Source organism: Thioalkalivibrio sp. AKL6 (genome assembly GCF_000376905.1).
GTDB lineage: Bacteria > Pseudomonadota > Gammaproteobacteria > Ectothiorhodospirales > Ectothiorhodospiraceae > Thioalkalivibrio > Thioalkalivibrio versutus.
This window is the reverse complement of record NZ_AQXS01000010.1, coordinates 551,683-565,155: the sequence shown is the minus strand read 5'-3', so window position 1 is coordinate 565,155 and position 13,473 is coordinate 551,683. Positions and strand designations below refer to the sequence as shown.

Annotated in this window: 9 protein-coding genes; 6 read left to right on the top strand and 3 right to left on the bottom strand. The window is 66.0% G+C overall.

All coding sequences use genetic code 11. The annotated features are described in order from the left end of the window. Positions 1–70: 70 nt before the first annotated feature. Positions 71–2,596, bottom strand: a complete 2,526-nt coding sequence (locus tag D575_RS0110600) for an EAL domain-containing protein (protein WP_018145892.1) — start codon at positions 2,594–2,596, stop codon at positions 71–73. Positions 2,597–2,613: 17 nt separating this feature from the next. Further along, the gene (locus tag D575_RS0110595) at positions 2,614–4,197 is read right to left on the bottom strand and encodes a PAS domain-containing methyl-accepting chemotaxis protein (protein WP_018145891.1); all 1,584 of its coding nucleotides are present in this window, start codon (positions 4,195–4,197) and stop codon (positions 2,614–2,616) included. 306 nt (positions 4,198–4,503) lie between these two features. Between D575_RS0110595 and D575_RS0110590 the strand changes: the two genes are divergently transcribed. Beyond that, positions 4,504–5,823 carry a DEAD/DEAH box helicase gene (locus D575_RS0110590; protein ID WP_018145890.1) on the top strand — a complete coding sequence of 440 codons (1,320 nt, stop codon included), beginning with the start codon at positions 4,504–4,506 and terminating at the stop codon, positions 5,821–5,823. Positions 5,824–6,305: 482 nt separating this feature from the next. Next, the gene (locus D575_RS0110585; protein ID WP_018145889.1) at positions 6,306–7,535 is read left to right on the top strand and encodes a methyl-accepting chemotaxis protein; all 1,230 of its coding nucleotides are present in this window, start codon (positions 6,306–6,308) and stop codon (positions 7,533–7,535) included. 98 nt (positions 7,536–7,633) lie between these two features. Here D575_RS0110585 and D575_RS0110580 read toward each other — a convergent pair whose 3' ends face one another. Continuing rightward, entirely contained in the window at positions 7,634–9,187 is a 1,554-nt protein-coding gene (locus D575_RS0110580; protein WP_018145888.1) for a DUF255 domain-containing protein, read from the bottom strand. A 115-nt stretch (positions 9,188–9,302) separates the two neighbouring features. On the opposite strand from D575_RS0110580, the gene D575_RS0110575 reads away from it, so the two are divergent. The 4 genes from D575_RS0110575 (at position 9,303) to lysS (ending at position 13,427) form a co-directional block, all read left to right on the top strand. Further along, on the top strand, positions 9,303–9,767 hold the full coding sequence (locus tag D575_RS0110575; RefSeq protein WP_018145887.1) for a phosphate-starvation-inducible protein PsiE: 465 nt from the start codon (positions 9,303–9,305) through the stop codon (positions 9,765–9,767). Positions 9,768–9,937: 170 nt separating this feature from the next. Beyond that, positions 9,938–10,726 carry a hypothetical protein gene (locus D575_RS0110570; protein WP_018145886.1) on the top strand — a complete coding sequence of 263 codons (789 nt, stop codon included), beginning with the start codon at positions 9,938–9,940 and terminating at the stop codon, positions 10,724–10,726. A gap of 87 nt (positions 10,727–10,813) precedes the next feature. Then, positions 10,814–11,912 (top strand): peptide chain release factor 2 gene (prfB, locus tag D575_RS0110565; RefSeq protein ID WP_155984856.1). Its coding sequence is split into 2 segments (ribosomal slippage): positions 10,814–10,885 and positions 10,887–11,912, totalling 1,098 coding nucleotides; the frame shifts between segments, so codons are not numbered across the junction. Positions 11,913–11,936: 24 nt separating this feature from the next. After that, the gene (gene lysS, locus D575_RS0110560) at positions 11,937–13,427 is read left to right on the top strand and encodes a lysine--tRNA ligase (RefSeq protein ID WP_018145884.1); all 1,491 of its coding nucleotides are present in this window, start codon (positions 11,937–11,939) and stop codon (positions 13,425–13,427) included. The last annotated feature ends 46 nt before the right edge of the window (positions 13,428–13,473 follow it).

The window sequence follows — 13,473 nt, the reverse complement described above, 5'->3', positions numbered from 1 at the left end:
GCGGTGTCCGGGATGACGAGGTGTGTGTTGCGTGGTGTCCGGGACGACGGGGTGGTGTGGGGGCCCCGCTTCAGACCAGGCGTGTCTCCAGGCAGTCGGCGAGGGCGAGAGGCGCCATGGCCCTTGAATGAATCCAGCCCTGGTAGAGGTCGCAGCCGATCGTCCGGAGGAAGTCGCGCTGCGCCTCGGTCTCCACGCCCTCGGCCACCAGGGTCAGGCCCAGGCTGTGGCCGAGGTGGACGATGGAGCGCAGGATCATGTCGGATTCCGGGTCCTGGCCGATGTCGGCGATGAACGAGCGATCGATCTTGAGCTTGTCGATCGGCAGCGATTTCAGGTAGGCGAGGGAGGAATAGCCGGTGCCGAAATCATCCAGTGCGACCCGGATGCCCAAGGCCTTTAGTCCGCGCAGCTGATCGCGGGTCAAGGCGACGTCCGCCATGGCCACGGTTTCGGTGACCTCGATTTCGATGTGCTCGGGTGGGGCGCCGGTGGCCCGGAGAGCCCTGCCCAGATGGTCCACCAGGTCATGCTGGCGGAACTGAATGGCGGAGATGTTGATCGCGACGCGGAGGTCGAGACCCGCGCGGGACCACTGGGCGAGCTGCTCGCAGGCCGTGCGGATGACCCAGTCGCCCAGCGGCAGGATCAGTCCGTTGGCCTCGGCGCTGGCGATAAAGCGTGCCGGAGCAACCGGTCCGAGTTCGGTGTCCGTCCAGCGTGCCAGGGCCTCGACGCCGATGATGCGGTTCGAGGCGACATCGAGCAGGGGCTGGTAGTGCAGCTCGAGTTCGTGGTTCTCCAGCGCCTGCTGGAGGCGTTGCTGCAGGCGCTGTTCCTCATGCACCTGGGCGTCCAGGTGCTGCGAGAAGAAGGCATAGGTGTTGCGTCCGGAGTGCTTGGCCTCATACATCGCCATGTCGGCGTAACGCACCAGGGTGCATTCGTCGCGGGCATCGCGCGGGAACAGGGCGATACCGATGCTCCCGGTGGAGGCGAGGTTGCGCGTGTGTTCGGTCTGGAACGGGCTGCCGAAGATGCCGAGGATGCGCTGGGCGACCTGGCCGATGGCCTGTTCGTCCTCGACGTTGGTCAGCAGGATCATGAACTCGTCGCCGCCGAAACGCCCGATGGTCGCCTCCTGGTCCAGGGCGCCCTGAAGTCGGGCGGCCACGGCCTTCAGCAGCTGGTCGCCCTCGTGATGGCCGAAGGTGTCATTGACCATCTTGAAGTTGTCGAGATCCAGCAGCATCACAGCGATCGGGTGGCCGTGACGTTCGGCCTGGGCGATCCCCTGCGTCAGGCGGTCGTGCAGGAGCCAGCGGTTGGGTAGTTCGGTCAGGCTGTCGTGGGTGGCCTGGTGCTGGATCCGCGCCTCGCGGCGCTGGCGGTCGGTGATGTCGCGGATGAACGCGGTGATGCGGCGGCCTTCGCTGTCGTCGAAAGCATTCAGGCTGATGTCCAGCGGGAACTCGGTGCCGTCGATGCGGCGCCCGCGCAGGTGGGGCACCTGCCCCATGGTGCGCCGGTTGATGGTGTGGGCATGTGCCCGCCGGTGCATGCGGTGGCGTTCGCGCAGGCGCTCGGGGACCAGCCGCTCCACCGGTTGCCCGATCAATTGCTGGCGTGGATAGCCGAACAGACGTTCGATGTTGCGATTGGCCATCACGATACGGCCGTCCATGTCGGTGACCAGCACGCCGTCGGGGGCCGTCTCCACCAGTTGCTGGTAACGCTGCTCGCGCATCTCGATATCGCGGTGGGCCTGGTGCAGGCGCTGGAGGGGCGAGCGTACGCTTTCCAGGAACAGGCCCTGGTAGATCAGGAGATACGCCGCGAGCTTGTACAAATGGCCGAGTACAAACGGGGTGTCCGTCAGGTCTTCGTAGAACATGAAGAACAGCCCGCTGCCGATGCTGATGACCAGGGCGGCGGCGACCAGGGGCATGCCCGGACGTTGCAGCAGCTCACGGCGCAGGGCGAGCAGGGCCAGGGTGGCCAGGTGCAGGCCGATGACCAGCGCCTCCAGCCCCACCTTGATGGGCGTGAGCCCGCTGACCGGGTCGAACAGGGGCGGGATGCTCTCCGCATGCCAAAGCCCGATCCACGCCAGCAAGGCGACTAGCAGGAGGCTCCCGATCAGGTAGACATGGCGTGGTGGACCGTCGCTTTGCGAGACCATGGGCAGGGCCACGTAGGCGAGCAACGCCGCCGCCGCGACCAGGCGCGCGGCCAGCCAGAACAACAATGTCTGTTGTGGCGAGTTCGGGGTGATGAAATCCGGCATGGCCGGATAGGTCATCAGGTGCAGGAAATCAAGCAACGCGACCGCCAGGAAGGCGCACGCCAGCAGCAGAGAAGCGGCCACGCGGCGGCGGTCGATTACGTGGTAGCCCACCGCAAACACCAGTACGGCCACAACCACCGCGAACAACTCCGCGCCCGTGTGGAAGGCGGTCAGGTGCTCGCGGGGCAGGATCCGCGGCAGCTCCACCCCGAGCATCCAGATCGCCAGCGGTAACAGCAGTAGCGCCAGCAGAACGCCGGAGGCGAGGGCAATATGTTGCCGCAGGTACCGATCGGATGGGGAAGTCATCTGGGGAGCTTTCCCTTTCAGCGATGTCTTGCCCAGAACTGCCGGGCGAGGCCTTGCAGTCCGGTTGCGAGCTGCGCGACCTCGCGGGCGGCGGTGTCGCTTTGATCGGCCCGGTTCGCGGTGGTGTCGGCGGCGCTGCGGATCGAGTCGACCCCCCGGCGGATCTCTTCCCCGGCGGTCCCCTGTTGTTCCACGGCGGCCGCAATCCGGGTGCTCATGTCGCGGATCTGTCCGACGCCCGAGGTGATGTTTTCGAGTGCCGCCGCCGCCTGCCGGGCCTGTTCGACACTGGTTTCGGCCTGCGTGCGGCTTTGCTCCATGGACGCCACCGCAGCCCGCGCGCGATCCTGGAGACGCTCGATCATCTGCTGGATTTCGGCGGTGGAATCCTGTGTTCGACTGGCCAGTGTGCGCACCTCGTCCGCCACCACGGCGAAGCCTCGCCCCTGTTCGCCGGCGCGTGCGGCCTCGATCGCCGCGTTCAGGGCGAGCAGGTTGGTCTGCTCGGCGATGCCGCGGATCACGTCCAGAACGCTGCTGATGTCCTGGCTGTGGCGTTCCAGTTCGGCCATCACACCCGATCCATCGCGAATATGCTGTCCCAGGTTTTCGATAGCCTGCGTGCTTTCGGCCACGACGCCGCTTCCGGCACCGGCTTCGCGGTCGGTCCGGTCGGCTGCATCGGCCGCACCCTGGGCGCTGCGGGCGACCTCCTGCACGCTGTTCACCATCTGCTGGGTGGCGCTTGCCACCTGCTCGGTCTCGGTCTGTTGATGGTTGCAGGCTTGCCGGCTGTCACCGACCGCAGTGACCAGGGCGTCGGCGGTCCGGGTAAGGCGTTCGGCCGCGTTCCCCATGCGCCCGACGACCGAGCCTGCCTCTGCCTCCAGCATCTGCATCGCGAACAGGATCTCGCCGGCCTCGTCGGTACGCCCGGTGTAGATGTACTGGCTGACCGGGTTGTTGGCGATGCGGCGGGCGTGGGCCACCGCGCGGCAAAGCGGCGTCAGACTGGTCCAGACGAGCAGGCCGGCGACCAGCAGGGTGGTCAGGGTGAAGATCAGTGCGGAGCCCCAGGTGATGCCGGTCAGGGCGAGGCTGGCAATCAGGCCCAGCAGCACGCCACCGGCCACCGAGGCGACGGCCCGGGTCTTGATGCCAATGCGTGGCAGACGCAGCGACAGGGGCATGCGCCCCTCGAGCAGGGCGGCGTAGACGGATTCGGCCTTTTCCACCAGCTCGCGTTGCGGCTTGGTGCGGACGGACTGGTATTCGACCGTTTGACCGTCCTCGGTCACCGGTGTGACGTACGCGCTGACCCAATAATGGTCGCCGTTCTTGCAGCGGTTCTTGACCATTCCCATCCAGGATCGTCCGCCTTGAACGGTCTGCCAGAGGTCCTCGAATGCGACAGGGGGCATGTCCGGGTGACGAACCACGTTGTGATTCTTGCCCAGCAGCTCTTCTTCCTCGAAGCCGCTGATGTCGATGAACTCTGGGTTGACGTAGCTGATGGCCCCCTTGAGGTTGGTGGTGGAGAGGATATTGGCACTCTCCGGGTAGTCCGCCTCGATCCCGGTGACAGGCAGGTTGCGTTTCATTTTGTTCCCCTGATGGCCGATCGTTGTTATTTGGGGTCGCGTCGGCCTGACCGGTGCTGCGTTGGCATCGGTTTTTTTGAGATGAAGCTAGCGGATATTCCCGCACAAAACAAATATATATCCGATGGGGTATGGAGCGGTGTCTTTTCATTGACAAAAGGCGTATAGTGCCCGGATCGAACGCCCCGCCCGTCAGCGTCCGTTCATTTGATCCAGAGCCTTCCGGCTCGCAGTGATCCCCCTGATTTCGTTTCCCCCGATGGGTGCTCTGTGTTGAACGAGTGGCGGGTGGCGTTGGAGCATTCCATGACTGATACGACCTTTGCCGACCTCGGGTTGGCCGATACCCTTTTGCGTGCGCTGGAAACCTCCGGGTACCAGCACCCGACCCCGATCCAGGCCCAGGCCATCCCGGAAGTCCTGAAGGGAGGCGACCTGCTGGCCGCCGCCCAGACCGGCACCGGCAAGACCGCCGGCTTCACCCTGCCGATCCTGCAGCGCCTTTCCACCTCGGATGCGCCGCAGGCCGGCAATGGCCGCCCGCGTTGCCTGGTGCTGACCCCGACCCGCGAGCTGGCTGCGCAGGTTCACGAATCCGTGAAGACTTACGGGCGCAATCTGAAGATGCGCTCGATGACGATCTTCGGCGGTGTCAACATGAACCCGCAGATCAAGGCCCTGCGTGATCGCATGGACATCGTGGTGGCGACGCCGGGGCGTCTGCTGGATCACGCCAATCAGAAGACCATCGACCTGTCCGGTGTGGAGATCCTGGTCCTCGACGAGGCCGATCGCATGCTCGACATGGGCTTCATCCGTGATATCAAGAAGCTGATTGCGATGATGCCGAAGAACCGCCAGAACCTGATGTTCTCGGCGACCTTCTCCGACGAGATCCGCAAGCTGGCCAACGGCCTGCTGAACAACCCGGCGGAGATCGACATCGCGCCGCGCAACACGGCCGCCGAGGGCGTGGAGCAAAGCGTGCACCTGGTCGAGACCAGCCAGAAGCGCGAATTGCTGAGCCACCTGATCCGCACCAACAACTGGGAACAGGTGCTGGTGTTTACCCGTACCAAGCACGGCGCGAATCGCCTGGCCGAGAAGCTGTCGAAGGACGGCGTGCGCTCCGAGGCGATTCACGGCAACAAGAGCCAGGCGGCCCGTACCAAGGCGCTGAAGCAGTTCAAGTCCGGTCAGGTGCCGGTTCTGGTGGCCACCGATATCGCCGCGCGCGGCCTGGACATTGACCAGCTGCCGCAGGTGGTCAACTTCGAACTGCCGAATGTGCCGGAGGATTACGTGCATCGCATCGGTCGCACCGGGCGTGCCGGCTCCGCCGGTGCCGCGCTGTCGCTGGTGGATGGCGAGGAGATCAAGCTGCTGAAGGGCATCGAGCGCCTGATCAAGCGTCCGATCGACCGTATCGAGACCGAGGGTTTCGCCACGCCGAAGCCCGCCGCCAATGACGGCAACGCGAATGGCCGTGGCGGTCGGGGTGGCAAGCCGGGCGGTGGTGCCCGCAACGGCGCCCCGCGCAACGGTCGCGGCGGCAAGCCCGGTGGTGGTCGCGGCGGCAACGGTCGCCCGTCCGCCAACGGCAACCGCGCGGCCCGCAGCCGGTAAGCGGATCCGCTAACGCAGTACCGCGAACCCGCGGTCCCGAGTCTCGGGCCCGCGGGTTTTTTTGTGTCTGGGTATCGGGGGTGAGGCGAGCGCCCGCTCAAGGGCTTTATTCACCATGTAGCGCACGAAGGCACGATGAAATGCAAGGGCAGCCAGCATTCCCATGAAGATCAAAACGCGGGTAGGCACATGGTGTTGCGCGCCGGGTAGATCACGGGCGGCGTGATGCCGATTTCGACGCATCGGCTGCCCGGGCGCCCCACAAAATAATCGTCTGACGTCGCGTCTTCGTGCGCTTCGTGGTGAACCTGTCGTTTTTCCTCTTTGTGCCCTCGGCACTCTCTGTGGTGCAACGCTTTTGAACTTGCGGCCAGGGGTTCGGATTGAGCTTGATCATGACGTGGCTGCGAGGGCTGGCGGATACTGCGCCGGACTCAAGGCGGGGGCCTGATGGTCGTTAACGATTCTAAAGGAGGGCGTCGATGAAGATTGGACCGTTGGGTGGGCTGCGACTGAAGCTGATTATCCTGGTGATCGTGGTGAGCACCGTGCCGTTGTCCATCATGGGCGGGGTGACCTTCCACACCATGAAGGGTGATCTGGCCGCGGGTGTGGACGCGGCGCTGGTGACCCAGTTGTGGTGGCTGCTGTGGGTGCTGTGGATCGTCGCGTTCGTGGTGGCGCTGGGTATTGGCTGGTTCTACGCCAATGTGCTGACGCGCCCCATGGAGCGACTGGCCGAGGGGCTGGAGGCGATCGGCGAGGGCCGAGCGGATCTCGGGCACCGAGTGGAGGTGACGACCGACGACGAGATCGGGCGCACCGGCGCGGCCTTCAACACGGTGATGGGCCGGCTTTCCGGGCTCATTCGCCAGGTTGCCGACGCGGCGGACGGGATTGCCGCCTCGGCGCGGCAGCTGGATGGGCGCAGCAATGAACTGACGCGTGCCACCCACGAACAGCGCGGTGATGTGGAGCAGGTGGTCACGGCGATGAACCAGATGTCTGCCACGGTGCAAGAGGTCGCCAACAACACGCAGAGCACGGCCGAGAGCGCGGGGCAGGCGACGCGTGCGGCGGAAGGCGGGCGCACCGTGGTGCAGGCGACCCAGGGTGCGATCAACACGCTGGCCGGCGAGATTCGTCAGGCGAACAATGTGATCGTGGAACTGAAAGGGGACAGCGACAACATCGGCACGATCCTGCAGGTGATCGAGGAGATCGCCGAGAAGACCAACCTGCTGGCGCTCAACGCGGCCATCGAGGCGGCGCGGGCCGGCGAGGCCGGGCGGGGCTTCGCGGTGGTGGCGGACGAAGTGCGCCACCTGGCACAGCGCACGAACGACTCGACCGGGGAGATCCGCGAGATCATTCAGCGCCTGCAGGGCGGGGCCACCCGCGCGGTGCAGGCGATGGAGGTCAGCCAGCAGCATGCGGAGACCTCCGTGGCGAAGGCGGGCGAGGCCGGCGAGACCCTGGAGTACATCCACGACTCGGTGACCGCCATCGACGACATGACCCGCCAGGTGGCCAGCGCGACCGAGGAGCAAAGCCAGGTGGCGGAAGAGATCAACCGCAACATCCACCACATCAACGATATTGCCGTGCGCAACGCCGACGGGGCGAACGAGATGCAGCAGGCGGTGGAGGCGCTGGAGGCCCTGGCGCAGCAGCTACAGGGCGAGGTTGCGGGGTTCCGTCAACAGGCGTAACGGCCGAGCCAGGCGCAGCGCAGGTTCGGCTCGCCATCCTGGGAAACCGGGGGTGGTGTGACGCCGGATAAGCGACCGCAAGGCCTTGCAACGGGGCTTCAGAAGCCCCGGCGCAGGGCGTCGAAGCCCAGAGCGACGTCGTCGGGGTCGGCACCGGGCTCGATGCGCAGGCGTTCGCGCACCATGTTGCGATCGATGTGGGATTCCTCGATGGCGGCGTCCGGCAGGCGGTAGAGCCACCAGGCCAGCGCCGCCTGGGTGCGGGTCTCCGACCAGGGTTCCAGATCGGTGCCGATCCGCTCGGCGTGGGCGCCCAGCTCCTTGTTGAAGAACGGTTCCAGCCGGTCCAGTGCCGCGAGCGGGTCGGGCATCTCCGGTCGCTCCCCGTCCAGTGCCTCCGTGGCGCGCGCCAGTTCCTGGCGGGCGATCTCCGGCCAGATCTGCGAGGGCAGGTAGCCCCCCATTGCCGGGCGGCCGGTAGCCGAGATGCCGTGGAGGTAACCCTGTTCGGTCTGCAGGTAGCGATCCAGCGCCGTCAGGGCCTCGCGCGCCCACTCAAGCGTTTCCCGGTCTTCCATTACCCGCGCCATGTTCGCCAGGGCGGCGATGGCCTGGCCCGAGGTGTCGGCGTAGGTGTTGCGGTCGACCCGGGGCGGGTCGGTTTGCGTGCGCGTCTCCGGGTCCAGCTGGTAGTAGTCGCGGTCGGCGTACTGGCTGTTGCCGAAACGCAGCTGACGCTCGTCCCATAGTTGATTGCGCAGGTAGTCGCGGATGCCGCGGGCGATCTCGGCGTGGTGCTCGTCACCCAGCGTCTCGTAGGCGTTCGAGAACAGCCACAGGAAGGCGGCGTTCTGGTCCAGGCGCTTGGAGGTCTCCAGTGCCAGGACCGGGTCGCGCTGGTCCGGGTCGTGAAAGAAGAAGAAGCCGCCTTCGACCTCGTCGTAGAGGTCCTCCGCGATCTGGTCGAGGAGCCCGGGCATGCGATCCCGCCACCCTTCGGCGGTGAGCAGGAAGCGATAGGTCCAGGGCTGCGGGCGCTTGCTGAGGGTGCCGAAGGTGGCGCTGCCGCTCAGGCGGTCGGCGCGGGCATCGTAGACCTCGTCGAGCATCTCCATGAAGGCTTCAAGATCGTCGATCGCGGCATCGTCCGGCGTGATCTCGCGACCGGTGACCGAGAACATGTCCCGCTGGGCCACCAGGATGCTCTGCAGGTCGCGGGCATTCACGTGACCGGTAAAGCGGGTCAGCATCTCGTCCTCGTGATTCACGATGACCACGAAGGGCAGGCCGCGGCCACCGTAGCGCCGGAACAGATCCGCACGTTCGTCCAGATCGACCAGGACCGGGATGTAGTGCTGGTCGATGGTGTCCACCACGTCGGGGTTCTCCAGGGACTCGTCCTGGAAGTCGCGGCACCAGGTGCACCACTGGCCGTGAAAATAAAAGAAGATGGGCCGCTCGCGTGCCTCGGATTCCTCGAAAAGCTGGCTGTCCCAGTCCTGCCAAGAGATCGCGGAATCGGCGGGGTAGTCCTCCGCGGCGGCCGGCAGCGCGAGCAACAGCAGGACGAGTCCTGCGCCGAGTCCGCATGCGGCGGACCACTGGATGCGGCGTATGGCGGGCAGCTTCTTGATGTCGATGGATCGAGTCATGGCGGGTGCTTCAGATCGTTGTGCCTATTGGTATAGACCAATGGGAGAATTGAGCGTTCGTGCCCGGGGCGGGTGATAGGATGGCCGGACTTATTGGGGCAATTGTGGTGAATGCATGAACGTCGAACGCGCCGGGCGCCGCGCCCTGCATCATGTCGAAGTGGCCGTGCTGGTGGTGATCGCCATCGCCACCGTGATCGCGATCCTGCAGGAGATCGCCACCATGGTCTCGGCGATGTGGGTGGGATTGGCCGACCTGCTGTTGCTGTTCATCTTTCTTGAGGTGCTGGCGATGGTCGGGATCTACTTGCGTTCCGGGCGTCTCCCGGTGCGCCTGCCGATCTACATCGCGATCGTCGCGCTGGCGCGTTACGTGATCATCGACATGAAGGACATGGACGTATGGGAGCTGATCGCGGTGACGGCCGGGGTCCTGATTCTGGCGGGCGCAGTGCTGGTGCTTCGCTACGGGCATGTCCGGCTCCCGTATGACGACGAAGGTCGCATGACGCCGGGGATCGAGGACGATCCGGCGAAGGAGCGCGACGTGCCGAAGGGGCGCTACGGGTCCGATCGATGACGCGGCCGGGTGCAAGCCGGCGGGTGATTCACCTGTTGCCCGGCCTGTGGGCAGCGCCCGAGGGTACGGTGGCCGGGGCGCCTCCGCTCTCTGTGCGACGTCTGGCGCGCTGGCTCGGACGGGCGCGGAGCGGGGTCAGCGGCACGGAAGCACCAGGATGGGAGGCCGCGTTGGCCGAGCGGCTGGGATACCGGCCAACCGCTTCCGGATGGCGAACCTGGCTGGTCCAGCCGGTGCAGCTGACTGCGGGGATGAAGGACCTGGTGGCCTATCCGGTGGATCCGGTGTCGGAGGCCGAGCGCGAGGCCTTGTGGTCGGCTGCACAGCCGGAACTGGAGGTGGCCGGGGCGACCTTGGCGCTGAGTGAAGACGGCTTGTGGGAGATGCGGATGGACGCCGAGGGCGATGCGTCGGGCCCGCCACCGTCGATCGGCATGGGGCGCGCCATGGTGGCGCCGTCGATGCAGGGCGATGTAGCTCGGCGCCTGCAGGTACTGGCCAACGCCTTGCAGATGGCCTGGTTCCAGCACCCGGTGAATCTGGCGCGCGAGCGGGAGGGGCGTGGGGCCGTGCATGGCCTCTGGCCCTGGTCGCCCGGGCATCCCGGTGGCCCAACGAGTGTGGGCCGTGTGTGTGGCGGCGGTGTGGTCGCGCACTGGCTGGCGCGGGGTGCCGGCATCGACTGGGCAGCCGACCCGGCGGCCGACCCGGCGGAATCCGGCGATACCGTGGTCGTCGTCGAGGCACTGGAGGCGGCCCCGTCGCTCGAGCGCCGGCTCGAGCTTCTGGAGTCGGTTGCCGACGACGTGGTGGCACCGAAGCTGCGGGCTCTGCTCCGTGGCGGCCTGGGCGCGCTGGAATTTGTTGATCCGCAATCCACGGCCGGGTCGGGCGCCGGCGCCCTGGTGCTGGAACGCCGCGACGCGCTGGCGTTCTGGCGCCGTCCCCGCCGGCCCTGAAGCCGCTGTCGGGTGTTATACTGCCCGGCTTTTCTCGCCACGTGATCGAACCTGCCGTGCGCGCCACGGCACCCGACGGAAACTGCCATGGAACTGAACGCGCTGTATTCCCTGATCGATGACCTGAAAGGCCGCCTGGAAGGCCTTAGGGGGTATCTTTGACTACCCTGCCAAGGAAGAACGGCTAGAGGAAGTCCAGCGCGAGCTGGAGCAGAACCCGGATATCTGGAACGACCCGGAGCAGGCCCAGGCGCTGAACAAGGAGCGGGCCCAGCTTGAGGGCGTGGTGGTCAACATCCGCGAGATCGGCACCCAGCTGGACGAGAGCCGGGACCTGCTGGAGATGGCCGAGGCGGATGGCGACGAGGAGACGGCGGCGTCAGTCGAGGCCGATGTGGAGGCGCTGACCGCGCGTATCGAGGGCCTGGAGTTTCGCCGCATGTTCTCCGGCGATATGGACGAGGCCAACGCCTATCTCGATATCCAGGCCGGTTCCGGGGGCACAGAGGCCCAGGACTGGGCCAACATCCTGCTGCGCATGTACCTGCGCTGGGCCGAGCACAAGGGTTTCAAGGCGGAGGTCACCGAGCTCTCCGAGGGCGAGACCGCCGGGATCAAGAGTGCGACCGTGCACATCCAGGGCGAGTACGCCTTCGGCTGGCTGCGCACCGAGACCGGCGTGCACCGGCTGGTGCGCAAGTCGCCGTTCGATTCCGGCAACCGCCGGCATACCTCGTTCGCGTCGGTGTTCGCCTCCCCGGAGATCGACGAGAACTTCGAGATCGAGATCAATCCGGCCGATTTGCGGGTCGATACCTATCGCTCCTCCGGCGCCGGTGGTCAGCACGTGAACACCACCGACTCGGCGGTGCGCATTACCCACGTCCCGACCGGAGTGGTGGCGGCGTGTCAGGCCGGGCGTTCGCAGCACAAGAACCGCGAGATGGCGATGAACCAGCTGCGCGCCAAGCTGTACGAGCGCGAGTTGCAGGAGCGCAATGCCGAGAAGCAGGCGGTGGAGGACACCAAGTCCGACATCGGCTGGGGCAGCCAGATCCGCTCCTACGTGCTGGATCAGTCGCGGATCAAGGATCTGCGCACCGGCGTGGAGGTCGGGAACACCCAGGGTGTGCTCGACGGCGACCTCGACCCCTTTATTGAAGCCAGTCTCAAGAGTGGCTTGTAAGTCTATCTATTGCATGGATTTCTGATGACCGAAACCACTGACGAGAACAAGCTGATCGCACAGCGCCGCAGCAAGCTGAACGAGCTGCGCGCGGCCGGTCCGGCGTTCCCCAACGATTTCCGTCGCGATGCGCTGGCGGGTGCGCTGCACGCCGCGCACGACGAAACCGAAGGCGAGGCGCTGGAGGCCCAGGGGATTCGCGTGACGGTCGCCGGGCGCATGGTCGGCAAGCGCGTGATGGGCAAGGCAAGCTTCATTCGCCTGCGCGATCAGTCGGGCGACATCCAGTTGTTCGCGCAGCGTGACAGCCTGCCGGAGGGCGTGTACCCGGCGTTCAAGCAGTGGGATCTGGGCGATATCGTCGGTGGCCAGGGCACGCTGTTCAAGACCAAGACCGGGGAATTGACGGTCCAGCTCGACGAGCTGCGTCTGCTGACCAAGAGCCTGCGTCCGCTGCCGGAGAAGTTCCACGGCCTGACCGATCAGGAACAGCGGTATCGCCAGCGCTACGTGGACCTGATCACCAGCCTGGACAGCCGCGAGCTGTTCCGCACCCGTACCCGGATCGTGCGCTACATTCGCGAGTACTTCGAGGATCAGGATTTCATCGAGGTGGAGACCCCGATGATGCAGGTGATCCCGGGCGGGGCGACCGCGCGGCCGTTCACCACCCATCACAACGCGCTGGATATGCCGCTGTACCTGCGCGTCGCGCCGGAGCTGTATCTCAAGCGCCTGGTGGTCGGCGGCTTCGAGAAGGTCTTCGAGATCAACCGCAATTTCCGCAACGAGGGGTTGTCCACGCGGCACAACCCCGAGTTCACCATGCTCGAGTTCTACGAGGCGTTCGTGGACTACCGCGCGCTGATGGATCGCACCGAGACCCTGCTGCGCGGGCTGTGCGAGGACGTGCTGGGCACGACCACCATTGAGTACCAGGGCGAGAGCTACGATTTTGGCAAGCCGTTCACCCGCATGAGCGTGCGCGAGGCGATCCTGGCCCACAATGCCGAGATCGCGGACGCCGACCTGGACGACATCGAGAAGGTGCGCGCGCACTGCGAGCGCCTGGAGATCCCGATCAAGCCGAGCTTCGGTCTGGGCAAGCTGTGGACCGAGATCTTCGAGTACACCGCCGAGAACCAGCTGCGTCACCCGACCTTTATTACCGCCTATCCGACCGAGGTCTCGCCACTGGCGCGGCGCAACGACGATGACCCGTTCGTCACCGATCGCTTCGAGTTGTTTGTCGGCGGGCGCGAGATCGCGAACGGCTTCTCCGAGCTGAACGATCCGGAAGACCAGGCCGAGCGCTTCCGCGCCCAGGTCGCGGAGAAGGACGCCGGTGACGACGAGGCCATGCACTTTGATGCCGATTACATCCGCGCGCTGGAGTACGGCCTGCCGCCGACCGCCGGGGAGGGCATTGGCATCGACCGCCTGGTGATGCTGCTGACCGACAGCGCGTCGATCCGCGACGTGCTGCTGTTTCCGCACCTGCGCCCGGAGGCCTGAACCCTCGCACGTCGGTCATGCCGACCGGGCTCGGTTCGAGGGCGGC

Bases quoted from the DNA above. Each gene is read 5' to 3' on its own strand.
- lysS (WP_018145884.1), top strand. From the start codon at position 11,937: ATGACCGAAACCACTGACGAGAACAAGCTGATCGCACAGCGCCGCAGC.
- D575_RS0110580 (WP_018145888.1), bottom strand. From the start codon at position 9,187: ATGACTCGATCCATCGACATCAAGAAGCTGCCCGCCATACGCCGCATC.
- D575_RS0110595 (WP_018145891.1), bottom strand. From the start codon at position 4,197: ATGAAACGCAACCTGCCTGTCACCGGGATCGAGGCGGACTACCCGGAG.
- D575_RS0110600 (WP_018145892.1), bottom strand. From the start codon at position 2,596: ATGACTTCCCCATCCGATCGGTACCTGCGGCAACATATTGCCCTCGCC.
- D575_RS0110590 (WP_018145890.1), top strand. From the start codon at position 4,504: ATGACTGATACGACCTTTGCCGACCTCGGGTTGGCCGATACCCTTTTG.
- D575_RS0110585 (WP_018145889.1), top strand. From the start codon at position 6,306: ATGAAGATTGGACCGTTGGGTGGGCTGCGACTGAAGCTGATTATCCTG.
- D575_RS0110575 (WP_018145887.1), top strand. From the start codon at position 9,303: ATGAACGTCGAACGCGCCGGGCGCCGCGCCCTGCATCATGTCGAAGTG.